This window comes from Tsukamurella sp. NPDC003166, from assembly GCF_040611135.1.
Taxonomy (GTDB): Bacteria; Actinomycetota; Actinomycetes; order Mycobacteriales; family Mycobacteriaceae; genus Tsukamurella.
Genome location: NZ_JBEXNL010000005.1, coordinates 255,523 through 270,239 on the forward strand (window position 1 = coordinate 255,523; position 14,717 = coordinate 270,239).

Genomic DNA, 14,717 nt, shown 5'->3' on the forward strand with positions numbered 1-14,717 from the left:
ATGACTGCAGCGCAGATAGGGCTTCCCCGCCGGCTCGCGGTCGGAGGGGGCGCGCTCGCCGACTCCGGCCGCCTGGTCCGAGACCTCGGGTTCTCGCGGCCCGTGGTGGTGACGGACGCCTTCCTGAGTGGTCAGGGCACCGTCGGGCGGTTGGTGTCGGCACTCACGGACGCCGGATGCGCGGTGTCGGTCTTCGACGGGACGGTGCCGGACCCGACGACGGAGTCCCTCGCGCCCGGCCTCGCGGTGGTCCGGGAGCACGACGCCGACTGCGTGATCGGCCTGGGCGGCGGCAGCCCGCTGGACACCGCGAAGGCGCTCGCCGTGCTCGCCGTCGGAGGCGGGACGATGCGCGACTACAAGGCGCCCACGGTCACCGTCGGGCCCGCCCTGCCGGTGATCGCCATCCCGACGACCGCCGGGAGCGGCAGCGAGGCCACACAGTTCAGCATCATCACCGACAGTGCCACCGACGAGAAGATGCTGTGTCCCGGCCCGGCCTTCCTGCCGATCGCGGCGATCGTCGACTACGAGCTCACGCTGTCGATGCCCGCGCGGCTCACCGCCGACACCGGCGTGGACGCCCTGACCCACGCCATCGAGGCGTACGTCAGCCGCCGGGCCAATCCGTTCGCCGACGGCTTCGCCCTCGCCGCGATCTCGACGATCTCGAGGAACATCCGAGCCGTGTACGCCGACGGTGCCGACCGCGGCGCCCGCGAGGCCATGATGCTCGCGGCCACCCAGGCGGGCGTCGCGTTCTCCAACAGCTCGGTCGCGCTGGTGCACGGCATGAGCAGGCCGATCGGCGCGCACTTCCATGTGGCGCACGGCCTGTCGAACGCGATGCTGCTGCCCGCGGTGATGCGCTTCTCGGTGGGGGCGGCACCGTCGCGCTACGCGGACTGCGCCCGGGCCTACGGGCTCTCCGGCTCGTCGGACCCAGCGCTCGCAGGCGCGCTGGTCAGCGCGATCGACGAGCTCTGCGCCGATCTTGCGGTGCCCACGCCGCGGGAGTACGGCATCGATCGGGCGCGGTGGGACGGGCTGACGCCGCTCATGGCCGAGCAGGCCCTGGCGTCGGGCTCCCCGGGCAACAACCCGCGGGTGCCCGACGCCGCCGAGATCGCCGCGCTGTACGACGAGGTGTACGGCTAGGCGGCCTTGTCCTGCGTGGCACCGGTGTTCGTGGTGGCGTCCGGCGTCTGGTGCGTCTCCGTCGTGTTCGACGGTGCCGCAGCCGGCTCCGGGGCGGTCACCGAGGGCGTTGTGGGCGTTTCCGGAGGCGTTGCGGGTATCTCCGGAGGCGTTGGAGGCGCCTCGTGCTGAGTCTCCTGCTGCTGCACGGGATCCTGCGTCGGCTCCTGCAGGACCGGATCGTTCTTCACCGGGTCCTGCTTCGGTGCGTCATCCTGCGCGAGCATCGTCGTCAGTGGGATGGTGCCGGGGCGGTCGATGTCGTGCTGCGCCAGCTGTCGGCTCGCGGGACCCGCGGCATCCTCGGTGGCCGGTACGGGCGACGACGACACCGTCGGGACCGCGGCGATCGCGTCGGCCAGGACGGCCGGGCGGGACAGCGGGCCGGTCGCGCCCGGCTCGGGGACGGGGACGATGGCGCTGAGGATCTTGTCGAACTCGATCGGCACGGGAATCCCGTTCTCGCGCAACAGCCGTCCCCACGGGTTCTGGCCGGTGTCGATGGAGACGTACGTGACGCCGTCGTCCCCGGTCCAGGTCTTCTTGACGGTGCCGTCGTCGTAGGTGTCGACCTGCACGCCGTCCGCGCCGGTCACCGTCTTCGTCGGCGTCTTGATCCCCGTCGCATCCGGGGTGAAGGCGATGCCGTTCTCGGGGGAGTACTGGCCGATCTTCTGGGCGGTGTAGTCCTTGCCGTGCAGGTCGAAGCCGGGCAGGAAGTAGAAGGCGGCGGTGATCGGGTTGGTCCCCAGCCCGCAGATGGAGTCGCCCTTGATGCAGATGCTGGTGATCTTCGCGTCCGAGCCCGCCGGCCCCTGCGGGGCGGGGCCGTTGCGCAAGCCGGGGATGAACGGCGGAGCAAGGTTCCAGATGCCCGAGTTCACGAAGCTCGGACTGCCGGCCTGGACGACGGTGAGGGTGCCGTCGCCCGGCCGCTTCGGTGTCTTGACCAGAGCCACGCCGACGACATCGGTGCCCAACGACAGCGCGTAGACCGTCACGTCGCCGTTGTTCTGCCTGCCGGCGTTGATGGCGGCCGCAGTCGTATCGGAACCCTTGTCGACCGATCCGGCGTAGGTGTCACGACCCGCCAGGCTCAGCGGCGGAAGCCCGGGGAACCCCACACCGACGTCGGCGGGGTAGCTGATCAAGACCGGAGCGGGCCCGGAGTAGGTGCCCCGGATCCGGTCCCACTCGACCTGGCTGGTGGGATCACTGTTCCCACCCACCACGATCAGCGTGTTCGCGACGGCGTTGAACAACGCCGCCGGGGCGGGGCCGGTCAGGACGAGTGCACCGACGAGTCCGGCTCCCGCTGCACCGAGAGCCAAGGGCTTCGCCGCGGGGCGCCTGTGTCTGGACGCCATGATCATTCACTTTCATCAAGTAACTAGTACTGAGGTGTACCACTACGTGATGATTGTGCACATTTCCTGACGCGACAGGAAACGGATCGCCCCGACCGGCCGAGAATTCCTCCGAACGGACTACAAGAGCTTCTCCATGCGCACGATCTCGGCCTGCTGACCGGCCTTGATCGCCTCGGCGATCTTCCGGTTCTCCGGGTTCACGCCCTTGGCGATCTCGGCGTCGGCCATGGTGATCGCGCCCTTGTGGTGGGCGATCATCATCGTCAGCCACTCCCGGTCGAAGTCGGCGCCGCGGAGCGTGCCCAGTTTCCGCATCTGGTCCGCCGTCATCATCCCGTCCATGGTGTGCTCCATGGACGCGCTCGGCGCGGGCTTGCCCCACTGCGCGAGCAGCCGGGTGAAGGCGTCCATCTCGGGCTGCTGCGCCCGCTGGATCTCGGCCGCGAGTGCGACGACCTCGGCTCGTGCGCCCTTGCCCTCGACCATCTTCGCCATCTCGACGGCCTGCGCGTGGTGCGGGTACATCATCGTTGCGAACTCGACATCGGAGTCGTTGAAGGTCGCGTTCGCCGCGGCGCCCGACGACGCGGGCGAGCCCCCGCCGTGGCCGGCGTGAGCCCCGGCGCCCGCCTGGGCCGCGCTCGACGGTGCGGCGCTCGGCGAGGCGTCGGTGCCGCACGCCGCGAGGAGGGTCGCGCCGGCGGCGACCGCGGAAAGGACTGTGGCGATGCGGATGCGGTTGGTGGTCATGGTGGTTCCTCGAATCTGCTCGGATGATCGGTGTGATGGGTCGCGTCGGCGCGCCGCGGCACGGAGCCGCGCGCGGGCGTCCATCAGACGCGGAGCAGGCAGAGTTGCGAGAGGTCGAGGACCGTCCACGGCGGGGGACCGCGCGCTACGGCGGCGCGGTCGGCCGGGCCGGTGTCCGGCGCACCGTCGGGCAGGGGGAGCACGGCGACGAGCGAGGGCGCCCCGACGGACTTGTGCACGACGACGGTGCCGGCGCACTCGTGCGCGTGATGATCGTGCACGGCGTCGACGGTCTGCTTCCCGACCTTCGAGTGGTGGTCGGCCGGCCCGGCAACGACATCGAGTTCGGCGGGCGAGTGCGGCGATCCGTGCGCCATGCCGAGCATCGCCGCGCGGCCGATCGGCATCACGCCCTGATGCATCAGGAGGACCGCGAAGCCGACCACCACGGCGAAGACCATCGCCGTCGTCCTGGTCCGCATCGTCCGCACGGACGCAGCATACCCCAGAGGGGTAGGGGTATGGATCAGCGCTCGCGGAGCCGGACCTCGGCGAGCAGCTCACGCGCGGCCGCGCGGGCCGCGGGCGCGTCCCCGGCGGCGACCGCATCGATGACCGCGACGTGCGCGCACTCGTACGAGGTCGCGGAGCCCACCGGGAATTCCTGCAGGTGCTCCTGGAGCACCGGCACGAGCGAGTCGTAGAACTCGAGATAGATCGCGTTGTGACTGGCAGCGACCACGCCGCGGTGCATCGCGAGGTCGGCGACGATCGCCGCGCGCTCGGTGCCCGGGTCCACCCGATCGGGGGACCACATGCGGTTGCGCTCGTCGAGCAGGCGGCGCAGCTCGACCACGTCGTCCTCGTCACGACGCTCCGCCGCGAGGCCGGCGGCCGTCACCTCGAGCGCCTCGCGCAGCTCGAGCAGGTCCGTGTCGCGCGCGGCGGAGAAGTAGTCGCCCAGCGTCGAGGTGGCGCAGGCGGACAGCACGTAGGTGCCCGAACCCTGGCGCCGTTCCAGCATTCCCGCGTGGACCAGCGCCTGGACGGCCTCGCGCACGGTGTTGCGCGCGGTGCCCGTGAGCTCGCGAAGCTCGGTCTCGGTGGGTATGCGACCGCCCACGGGCCACCGTCCGCTGGCGATCTCGCCACGGAGCTGTTCTGTGACCTGGGCTATCAAGGTCTGCCTACGTACCGGTTGCATCACAGTCATCCTATCCGCACGGGAACCGCCTTGCCGACATTGATCCATTCATCCTATGATTTCGTTGACCGTAAGGAGGGCGAATGACCAGCATCGCGACCGAGCCTCAGGAGGCTGAACAGAGCATGGTGCGATCGGTGAAGCAGGGGCGGTTGCTCGTACTGCTCGCGATCGTGCTGTTCGCGTTGACGCTCCGCACCGCCGTCACCTCGTTGACGCCGCTGCTCACGCGGATCAGTGAGGACCTGCACTTCGGCGCCACGGTCATCGGCGTGTTCGGCATGCTCCCCACCGCGATGTTCGCGGCAGCCGGCATCGTCACGCCACTGCTCACCAACCGGATCGGTCTCGAGCGGACCACGCTGATCGCCGTTGCGGCGACGGCGATCGGCATCGGCGTCCGGTCCTTCGTCGGCGGCACCCTCGGCCTACTCGCCTTCTCCTGCCTGGCCCTGCTGGGCATGGGCATCGGAAACGTCGTGCTGCCGCCGCTGGTCAAGCGCTACTTCTCCGACAACGTCGCAGTTCTCAGCACCGCGTACCTGACCTTCGTCCAGCTCGGCACGATGGTCCCCGCGCTCACGGCGGTGCCGGTCGCCGACGCGTTCGGGTGGCGTGCGTCGCTGGCGATCTGGGCGATCATCCCGATCGCGGCGTTCCTGCCCTGGCTGGGCATCGTCCTCGCTCGGCGCGGCCACGACGTGCACGACGTCAGCGCCGAGGAGACCACGGAGCCCCGGGGGCGGATCTGGCGTTCCCCGCTGGCCTGGGGCGCGGCGGCGATGTTCGGCATGACCTCGCTGAGCACCTACTCGATGTTCACCTGGATCCCGACCATCCTGTCCGACTCGGGCGGCAGCGCCGCACTCGGCGGCAACATGGTCGCACTGTTCTCGGGCGTCGGCTTCGTCGCGACCCTGGTGATCCCCGGCCTGTGTGCACGGATGGAGAACCCGTTCCCCTTGGTGGTGGCCTTCCTCGCCTGCTTCGTGGTCGGTTTCCTCGGTCTGCTGCTCGCGCCCATGACGTTGACCTGGTTGTGGGTGATCGCCGCGGGCCTCGGTCCGACGACCTTCCCGATGGCGCTGACCCTGGTCAACCTGCGCACCCGCACCGGCGCCGGATCGGCGTCGCTGTCCGGGTTCATGCAGGGCGTGGGATACCTGGCCGCGTGCGCCGGCCCGCTCGGCTTCGGCCTGCTGCACGAGGCCACGCACGGCTGGACGGCCCCGTTCGCGATGCTGTTCGGCTGCCTCGTGGTGCTCGGCCTGGGCGCCTACCAGGCGTGCAAGCCGCGCATGCTCGAGGACACGTGGAACTGACCACTCAGAACTTGCTGCTCCAGTAGTCCCAGAACTGGACGGCGATCAGCCCGATGACCACGATGTACCAGAGCAGCACCACGGCAGCGAGCACCTGCCGGACCTGCTGGGTGGCCTTGGCGCCGAGCGCCGCGGCGACGGAGGTCGCCAGCACGATCGGCATGATCGACCAGACGAGCATGCACCACAGGCACAGCGCGTGGATCTCGAACAGGCTGGAGTAGATCAGGAACACGATCAGCGCGATGCCCGCGGCGGAGCCGAGCGCGAGCCCGCTCCAGAACCAACGGGGGAGAGCCACTCCGCCGAGCGTGAGCACGCCGGCCACGATCACCACCGAGAACGCCGCGATGCCGATCAGCGGGTTCGGGAATCCGAACAGCGAACCCTGCCACGAGTTCATCACCGAGCCGCACGAGATCGTCGGGTCGATGCTGCAGCTGGGCTTGAAGTTCGGGTCCTGAAGGATCTTGATCTTGTCGATCGTCAGGGTCACCGAGGCCAACAGGCCCAGCGCTCCGGTGACGAGCAACAGGATGCCGGTGATGCGACGGTTCTCAGAGGTTGCCACGCACCGATCGTATGCGAATCCGCTGTGCGGTCGCTGTCAGCGGACCGTCGGCCCGGCCTGTCCTGGACCCTCAGGCCCCGACGTACGCGGCGAGATGCTCCCCGGTCAGGGACGTCCGTCCCGCAACGAGATCCGACGGTGCGCCCTCGAACACGACCCGTCCGCCGTCGTGCCCGGCACCGGGACCGATGTCGATGATCCAGTCGCCGTGGGCCATCACCGCCTGATGGTGCTCGATGACGATCACCGATTTGCCCGCGTCGACGAGACGGTCGAGCAGGCCCAGGAGCTGCTCGACGTCGGCGAGGTGCAGGCCGGTGGTGGGCTCGTCCAAGACGAGCACGCCGCCCTTGTCGCCCATGTGAGTGGCGAGCTTGAGCCGCTGGCGCTCACCGCCCGAGAGGGTCGTGAGGGGCTGGCCGAGGCTGACGTAGCCGAGACCGACATCGCTGAGGTATCCCAGGATCTTGTGCGCGGCGGGGATCTTCGCCGCACCCTCGCCGAAGAAGCCGAGCGCCTCCGCGACGGGCATCGCCAGCACCTCGCTGATGTCCTTGCCACCCAAGTGGTATTCGAGGACGGCCGCCTGGAAACGCTTGCCCTCGCACTCCTCGCACGTGGTGGACGTGCCCGCCATGATCCCGAGATCGGTGTAGATCACCCCGGCGCCGTTGCACGCGGGGCACGCTCCCTCGGAGTTCGCACTGAACAGGGCGGGCTTGACGCCGTTCGCCTTCGCGAAGGCCTTGCGGATGTGGTCGAGCAGGCCGGTGTAGGTGGCGGGGTTGCTCCGCCGGCTGCCCTTGATCGGGGTCTGGTCGACGGTGACCACGCCCTCGCGCGGGCTGATCGAACCGTGGATCAGCGAACTCTTCCCGGACCCCGCGACACCGGTGATCACCACGAGCACGCCGAGCGGGACATCGACGTCAACAGCGCGGAGGTTGTGCTCGGTCGCGCCGCGCACCTCGAGCACGCCCGACGGTGCCCGCACCGCGTCCTTGAGGCGGGCGCGGTCATCGAGGTGGCGTCCGGTGAGCGTATCCGCCTTCCGCAGCCCCTCGACGGTGCCCTCGAAGACGATCTCGCCGCCCGCGGTGCCGGCGCGGGGGCCGAGGTCCACGACGTGGTCGGCGATGGCGATGGCCTCGGGCTTGTGCTCGACGACGAGCACCGTGTTGCCCTTGTCCCGCAGACGGAGCAACAGGTCGTTCATGCGGGCGATGTCGTGCGGATGAAGGCCGATGGTGGGCTCGTCGAAGACATAGGTGATGTCGGTGAGCGAGCTGCCCAGGTGGCGGATCATCTTGGTGCGCTGCGCCTCGCCGCCCGACAGTGTGCCTGCGGGACGATCGAGGGAGAGATAACCGAGCCCGATCTCGACGAAGGAATCGAGGGTGAACTGCAGGTTCTCCAGCAGCGGCGCGACCGACGGCTCCTGCACCCCACGGAGCCACCCGGCGAGTTCGTTGATCTGCATCGAACAGCAGTCTGCGATCGACGCGCCGTTGATCGTCGAGGAGCGGGCCAGGTCGGACAACCGCGTACCGTCGCACTCCGGGCACACGGCGAAGGTGACGGCACGCTCGACGAAGGCCCGCACGTGCGGCTGCATGGCGTCGACGTCCTTCGCCAGGAAGGACTTCTGGATCTTGGGGATGATGCCCTCGTAGGTGAGATTGATCCCCTCGACCTTGATCTTGGTGGGCTCCTTGTAGAGCAGGTCGTTCAACTCGCGCTTGGTGTACTTCGCGATGGGCTTGGCGGTGTCGAAGAAGCCGCTACCGCGGTAGATCCGGCCCTGCCAGCCGTCCATGCTGTAGCCGGGAATGGTGAACGGGCCGTCGTCGAGCGATTTGGTGTCGTCGTAGAGGGCGGTGAGGTCGATGTCGCTGACATTGCCACGCCCCTCGCACCGCGGGCACATGCCGCCCACGAGCTGGAAGGTGCGCTTCTCCTTGACCTGCCGACCGCCCTTCTCGACGGTCACGGCACCGGCGCCGCTCACCGAGGCGACGTTGAACGAGAAGGCCTGCGGGGAGCCGATGTGCGGGGTCCCGAGGCGGCTGAACAGGATCCGGAGCATGGCGTTGGCGTCCGTCGCGGTCCCGACCGTCGAGCGCGGATCGGACCCGATGCGTTCCTGGCCCACGATGATGGCGGTCGTCAGCCCGTCGAGGACATCGACGTCCGGTCGAGCGAGTGTGGGCATGAATCCCTGCACGAAGGTGCTGTAGGTCTCGTTGATCATGCGTTGCGATTCGGCCGCGATGGTCCCGAACACGAGCGAGCTCTTGCCCGACCCCGACACGCCGGTGAAGACGGTCAGCCTGCGCTTGGGCAGCTCGATGCTCACGTCCTTGAGGTTGTTCTCGCGCGCACCGTGAACGCGGATCTTCTCGTGGCTGTCGGCGACGTGCGGGACGGTCTGCGGCATGAACGCTCCTGGTGACATCGTGGCGGCGACCGGACCAGCGTAACGAAGAAGTCGAGCACACCACGGCGGGCGTGCTCGACTTCGTGAAGCGGACTGTGGGGGAGTACTGCTCAGTTGTTGTACTGCGACAGCGAGACCTCGCTGGCCTTGTAGCGGTTGCCCGGCGTCAGCGTGGCGCGACCGAAGCCCTCGAGGTCCTCGAAGCCGCTCCAGTTGTCGTCCCCGTCGGTGAGGCCGAACAGGTACACATCGGTGCCCAGCAGGTGCTGCACGCCGACGGTGTAGCCCTCGACGTCGGTGACCAGCATCGGCATCCGGTGCACGTCGACCATCAGGTCGTTGTCCTCGGGGTTGAACGAGATCAGCTTCTCGCCGGAGCTCGACAGCTGCCACTTGATCTTGTCGACGGGGCCGTCCTTCTCGGAGAAGTCCAGCAGCTCCGCGAGACGCAGCGAGCAATCGGCACTGTACGTCGCGATCAGGGATGCGGTCTGACGCACACGCCCCTCACGCTCGACCTTCTTGGCACGGACTTCCTCGTCGTGCTTACGTACGAGTTCTTGGGCGCGCTTGAGGACGGACAGGTCTTCTTTGGCGATGGTGTCGGTCATGGAGTTAACAATAGCGTTATTCGACCACCGATGGTTAATGTTTGTCTCGGGCGGCCGCGTGTCGGATCCGTCGCCCAGGAGCTGCCGGTGCCGCCCGCCACCCGCGTGCCGTACCCGCGACGCCGCCGCGTGAGCGAAACGCGAACCAGCCGAAGCGATCTGACGGAAATTGACCAGCGATCCGCGATCCGCGGCGCGCCTACTACCACTTTGCTCCGGCGCATGATCGATCATGTCAATCAAATCAATCATGCGAGATATGGAATCGATGGCCATCTGCCGCGTATCGGAACGCGCGAGCGCCGGCATCGGGCGATCGAGATTGAGACCGACAAGACTGAACTGGTCGGTGTCCGCCGACGAAATGTCCCCGCGGTACGCCTGCGCCGCCTCTTCTCGACGATGCCTTCCCATCAGATCCTCCTCGTTCACGACCCGCGAACCGACGATCCCCGCCCCGTCGATCATGGGCGGCGCGGTCACACGCGTCACAAGAGTAGGAGATGACTGCTTGCGACTGCAATGGCCGTTCGCGATGAAAAGCATCGGCGCTCGCGTGCCGGGCGTCGCGTACGCATATACGTCACAGTGACGTATATGCGTACGCGGACGCCGGAGATCGGGGAGTCGCACACGCATGGAACGAGCCGCGATGGACCACCGAATGCGACCCGTGTACGACCCGACCGCAGGGAGCCGGACCAACGCGCTCGGCACCGGCATTTCCGCCGATGCAGCGCAAGCCGGACGACACAAGGCTCACGTCGTTGGATGTCGCGGCGAGACGGACCGAACCGATTCGATCTCCGCCCTGGGTACCTCAATGCCGATAATCTACATTATGACATTATGCGGAGATGTCGGGACGAGGCCACCTCACCCGAGCGCCGGCGCCGCGCTATCGCTCGTCGGAAGCGTCGCCAGACCGAGATCAGTGAAGACCGCCTGGATGTGGTGGCCGACGCCGGCATTTCCGGAACCGCCCCAGTGCAGTCCGATCGCTTTCCAGCAGCCTGTGGCGAGTGCATCGGCGTCGAAGTACAGCGCACCGGAGTCGCCGTCGACCGAGAAATCGGCCCCTACCCCGTCGACCCAGATATCCGAGTGGGAATCGAAGTAGCCCGAGTCGAAGTCGATGAGGTCGACCACTCCGAACGTGACGCCCGAGCTTCGAGCGGTCTTCTGGACGTGCATCCCGACCGCCGGCTCGCCGACGTGGTAGACGGCGGCGCCTCCGCCCAGGATCACCGCGCTGATGATGCTTGAGCTCACCGGCGCCGCGATCGCCGCGTCGAGCGAACCGGAGCGCAGAACCGAGGCGATCAGGTCGAGGCCGTCCATTCCGCCATCCTCCTTCGACGGTTGCAGGACCGGCGTCCCGCTGTCCGTCCCGAAGACGTGCGCATTCGACAAGGCGACGATCTGCTTCGTGACGGTGTCCCACACCCAGCCGCCGATCGTGCCGGACCCCGTGGCGCCGGCGCTCACCCCGCCGGGAACCGGCCGGATCCGAACCGACTCCGGAACGGGAGCGGCGTGCTCCTGAACGTCGACGGGCACCACGACCGGCGGACCGGCACCGTCGTTCAAGGTCACCTCGGCCGGTATCAGCCGGCTCCCCGGGACGGCATGCAAGGGAAGCTTGCTGCGCACATGGACGACGATGGCGTACTGATCGACGTGTTCGCCCGCGACCCGGCGGCGACCGACCCCGACGCCGAACACGTCGGGGTTCGCCATCAGAACGTCGAGGAACCGGCGCTTGGCCTTGCGTACTGCTTCCAGTTCGCCCCGCCGCTCTCCGGTCAAGGAGTACCCGCGTCCGCGCCCGCGTCGGCGCCCTCGGTCTTCACGGCGTCATGCGAGGTCTTGGGCGGACGCGCAACTGTCGCGTCACAGCCGCATTCGGGCACGACCAGCGCACCGGCGTGCTCAGGCTGATCGTTCAGCTGCGCCCCCCGAGTGTCGACGAGATCGCGGATGACCATGGTCTGGACGGCACCGAGTAGGACGCTCTTCGATCCGGCAGCGGTTTCCAGGGCGGCCGTCGCCTCGTCCCACAGATCGTGCGTGACGATGAAGTCGATATAGTGACGAAAGGTGCCGATCGGCACCTTCAGCAGTTCGGTGTCCAGCTCGCTGTGTGACATTTCCCTCTCCTCTGACCGTCACGCATATGCGTAATTCTTGCCCGTGTACTCGCAATAGCCATCCGCACCGTCGATCACCACCCGCGTGTCGCACAGCGCACAATTGACCGGACGACCGCCGTCCTGCCCCCGCACCGTCACCCACGCTCCGCCGCGCCCCGTGAGGATGTCCGCGATCTCCGAGCGGTCGTGGTGCCCCAGTTGTACCGCGGTCTTGACGAAGTCGAGGATGCCGAGCCGTCGATCGCATGCCGGGCACGCCAGCCGCGCAACGTGCAGCGGCTGCACGAGGTCGTCCTGAGCGATGTTGAGAAACGCCGCCAGCTGCCGGATCTCACCGTCGTCGATCTCACGGAGGTCGAGCGCAGCCCGGGCCTCCGGGGGGATGACGACGCGGGCGTCCGGATGCACGCGGTAGGTTGTGGTCCGCATCGGTCGATTCCGCATCAGCTCGTCGAGGTCTGCCTGGCTGCTGACGGTTTCCATACGCCCCACCCCGATGCTTCGCGTGACGGCCATCGACTGTGATCCACATCACAGTCGATCATCAGCGTACAACCGGAAAACGCGAAGGGATAGAGCTAACTGCCGTTGTCCGCCTCGGCGGCACCCAGATCGACCTGTTCGATCGTTCGCCGAGTGCGCGCGCGATGTCGTCGACAGAGACCTCGGGGTGCGAACGCCACCTGTCCGCAGCGCGCCGCACCGTAACAAATTGTCCGGATGGTGATCCCGTATCACCGGCGACCGGTCAGCGCGCACCCTCCCTCAGGGAACCGCGCACCGCAGGTGCACCTCGGCACCGAAGGGCAACTGCGCGAGGAGATCCAGGTGGTGGTCGGCCACGACGGCGAACACGGGGTAGCCCCCGGTCGTCGGATGGTCGACGACGAACAGGACCGGCAGCCCCGACGGCGGCACCTGGACCGCACCCGGCACCAACGCCTGGCTCCGGATCTCCCCCGTCGCCCGCGGGATCGGCGGCCCCGCCAGGCGCACGCCGACGCGATCGCTGTCGGGCGTCACCGTCCACGCGGTGCGCAGGAACCGCTCCCAGGCACCGTCGGGGAAGAGCCCGATGTCCGGACCCGGCAGCACGTCGAGCACCGTCGGGCGACTCCCGTCCGGCACAGCGGGTTCGGTCTCCGGGAACCCGACCGCCGTGCGGGGCGGCACGCCCACCGGCAGATGGTCACCGGCCGAGATAGCGGGCGGGCCGAGACGCGCGAGGGTGTCGGCGCTCCGGCTGCCGAGCACCTCGGGCACGTCGACGCCGCCGCGGACGGCGATCACGACACGGAGGCCCGCCACCGTCGGGCCGATCTCGAGGTGGTCACCGTCGTCGAGGGCGAAGGGCGTTCCCGGCCCGACGGTGCGCCACCGCCCGTCGGACGCCTCGACCGTCAGGTCCGCGTCGGCGCCGGTCACTGCGAGCACCTGATCCCCCACCGCCACGAGTTCGATGCCACCCCCGGCATTCTCGATCGCAGCGGCCCCCTCGGTATTACCGACGAGCCGATTGGCCCGGCGCAGGGCGCCACGGTCCGCCGCGCCGGATCGCGTTACCCCCAACGCGGCGAGGCCCGGCCGGCCCAGGTCTTCGACGAGTGCCTGCATTCCTGGGACCTGCACCACGAGTCCGCGGCTGGGCGCCGGCACCGTCGGCGGGGCGGCCGCCGGCCCCTCCGCGACGACCCGATCCCGGACCGCGGTGAACCGCACCCGGGTGCCGGGCACGAGGAGCGCCGGCGGGTCGCGGTCCACCGACCAGAGCTCGGCATCGGTACGGCCGATCAGCCGCCACCCGCCGGGCGAGACGCGCGGGTAGACGGCGCTGTACTCCCCCGCGACCGCGACGGTGCCCGCCGGTACCCGGGTGCGGGGCGAGGCACGGCGCGGGATCGTCGGGACGGGCTCTGCCGAGCGCAGGTACGCGAACCCCGGTGCGAACCCGAGGAAGCCCACGTACCAGTCCCTCCCGGTGTGCATCCGGATCACCCCGGCCTCGTCGGTGCCCAGCAGCGCGGCGACCTCTCGCAGGTCCTCGCCGTCGTAGACCACGTCGATCCCGACCAGCGCGCCCTCGGAGGCGACGGGTTCCGGTACCGCCATGGCGCGCAGCGCGCGCGAACCGCCGGCGGCGGAGGCCGGATGGTCGAACAGGACCGTGACGCTGTCGCCGCCGGCGACGAGCTCGCGTTGCCCGGGCAGCGGCTCAGCCTCGAGCCGGGCCCGCAGGGCCTCGACGGTGTCCGGCGCCACGCGCACCCGGACGGCGCGAGCTCCGAGCGGGGACACGTCGAGGCCGTGCCGCGGCACGGCCCCACCGGGTCGGGGTGAAGACATGCGTCTCACACTAGGGCCCGACCGCCGGCTACTCCGTGACGAGCTTCGCGCCGAAGCCGATGAGCGCGACACCCGCGATGCCGTCGAGGACGCGCCGCGTGCGCGGCGTCCGCATCCACGCGGTGACGGTGCCCGCCGCGGCGATGAGTACCCCGCAGTACACGGCCGTCAGCGCGATGAAGACGCCGCCGAGCAGGAGCGTCGTGCCGGTCACCGAGTGCCCCGCGGGCACGAAGCCGGGGAGCAGACTCACGAACAGGACCCCGATCTTGGGGTTGAGCAGATCCGTCAGGAAGCCCGCCGTGAAGCCACCCGTGCGCCACGAGGCCGTCTGCGGGACGGTCGGCTGCTCCCCCAGCGCCGAGCCGCGGATCATCGCGCGCAACGACTGGGCGCCCATGTGGATCAGGTACGCGGCCCCCAGGAATTTCAGTGCGGTGTAGCCGTACTCACTGGCCTTGAGCATCGCCGAGAGCCCGAGCACCGCCGCGAGCACCCACAGCACGAGACCGCTGAGCACCCCCAGGCTGGTGCGCAGTCCGGCGACGCGGCCGCCCTGGACCACGCCGCGCACGACGACGAGGGTGTCGGGACCCGGTAGCACGACGATGAGCGCCGCGGCGGCGGAGAACGACAGCAGAGCGAGAAGCATTCGGCGATCCAATCAGACGCCGGTGACTACTCGGAAGTCGCCGCACCCGGCGCCGAACACCGCGACGGGCCAACGCGGATCGGCGTGTTGTTAGAATACCTAGCAGA

The 14,717-nt window shown here is 68.9% G+C and carries 14 protein-coding genes; 2 read left to right on the plus strand and 12 right to left on the minus strand.

Annotated features, from left to right (window positions below):
- Complete coding sequence (locus tag ABZX10_RS08785; protein ID WP_355537375.1) at nt 1–1,158, plus strand: iron-containing alcohol dehydrogenase; 1,158 nt, start codon at nt 1–3, stop codon at nt 1,156–1,158.
- Here the strand turns inward: ABZX10_RS08785 and ABZX10_RS08790 are convergent.
- The 4 genes from ABZX10_RS08790 to ABZX10_RS08805 all read right to left on the minus strand — a co-directional run bounded on the left by ABZX10_RS08790 (nt 1,155) and on the right by ABZX10_RS08805 (nt 4,521).
- Complete coding sequence (locus tag ABZX10_RS08790) at nt 1,155–2,564, minus strand: PE-PPE domain-containing protein (RefSeq protein WP_355537378.1); 1,410 nt, start codon at nt 2,562–2,564, stop codon at nt 1,155–1,157. The genes ABZX10_RS08785 and ABZX10_RS08790 overlap by 4 nt on opposite strands.
- Before the next feature lie 120 nt (nt 2,565–2,684).
- Nucleotides 2,685–3,317, minus strand: a complete 633-nt coding sequence (locus tag ABZX10_RS08795) for a DUF305 domain-containing protein (protein WP_355537381.1) — start codon at nt 3,315–3,317, stop codon at nt 2,685–2,687.
- An 83-nt stretch (nt 3,318–3,400) separates the two neighbouring features.
- Nucleotides 3,401–3,808, minus strand: a complete 408-nt coding sequence (locus tag ABZX10_RS08800; protein ID WP_355537384.1) for a hypothetical protein — start codon at nt 3,806–3,808, stop codon at nt 3,401–3,403.
- Nucleotides 3,809–3,843: 35 nt separating this feature from the next.
- On the minus strand, nt 3,844–4,521 hold the full coding sequence (locus ABZX10_RS08805) for an FCD domain-containing protein (RefSeq protein WP_355537387.1): 678 nt from the start codon (nt 4,519–4,521) through the stop codon (nt 3,844–3,846).
- A gap of 83 nt (nt 4,522–4,604) precedes the next feature.
- Between ABZX10_RS08805 and ABZX10_RS08810 the strand changes: the two genes are divergently transcribed.
- A complete protein-coding gene (locus ABZX10_RS08810; protein WP_355537390.1) occupies nt 4,605–5,843 on the plus strand; it encodes an MFS transporter in 1,239 nt (412 codons plus the stop codon).
- Between the two features lie 4 nt (nt 5,844–5,847).
- Here the strand turns inward: ABZX10_RS08810 and ABZX10_RS08815 are convergent, their stop codons facing one another.
- The 8 genes from ABZX10_RS08815 to ABZX10_RS08850 form a co-directional block, all read right to left on the minus strand.
- Complete coding sequence (locus tag ABZX10_RS08815; protein WP_355537393.1) at nt 5,848–6,414, minus strand: vitamin K epoxide reductase family protein; 567 nt, start codon at nt 6,412–6,414, stop codon at nt 5,848–5,850.
- Between the two features lie 70 nt (nt 6,415–6,484).
- Entirely contained in the window at nt 6,485–8,851 is a 2,367-nt protein-coding gene (locus tag ABZX10_RS08820) for an excinuclease ABC subunit UvrA (RefSeq protein WP_355537396.1), read from the minus strand.
- A 110-nt stretch (nt 8,852–8,961) separates the two neighbouring features.
- Nucleotides 8,962–9,945: a hypothetical protein gene (locus ABZX10_RS08825; protein ID WP_355537399.1), complete on the minus strand. Its 984-nt coding sequence runs from the start codon at nt 9,943–9,945 to the stop codon at nt 8,962–8,964.
- Nucleotides 9,946–10,338: 393 nt separating this feature from the next.
- A complete protein-coding gene (locus ABZX10_RS08830; protein WP_355537402.1) occupies nt 10,339–11,271 on the minus strand; it encodes a hypothetical protein in 933 nt (310 codons plus the stop codon).
- Entirely contained in the window at nt 11,268–11,612 is a 345-nt protein-coding gene (locus ABZX10_RS08835; RefSeq protein ID WP_355537405.1) for a hypothetical protein, read from the minus strand. The genes ABZX10_RS08830 and ABZX10_RS08835 overlap by 4 nt, the downstream gene beginning before the upstream one ends.
- 18 nt (nt 11,613–11,630) lie before the next feature.
- Nucleotides 11,631–12,044: a hypothetical protein gene (locus tag ABZX10_RS08840; protein ID WP_355537408.1), complete on the minus strand. Its 414-nt coding sequence runs from the start codon at nt 12,042–12,044 to the stop codon at nt 11,631–11,633.
- A gap of 336 nt (nt 12,045–12,380) precedes the next feature.
- Complete coding sequence (locus ABZX10_RS08845; protein ID WP_355537411.1) at nt 12,381–13,958, minus strand: urea amidolyase family protein; 1,578 nt, start codon at nt 13,956–13,958, stop codon at nt 12,381–12,383.
- Nucleotides 13,959–13,986: 28 nt separating this feature from the next.
- Nucleotides 13,987–14,610, minus strand: coding sequence for a LysE family translocator (locus ABZX10_RS08850; protein ID WP_355537414.1), 624 nt, complete (start codon nt 14,608–14,610; stop codon nt 13,987–13,989).
- Nucleotides 14,611–14,717 lie beyond the last annotated feature (107 nt).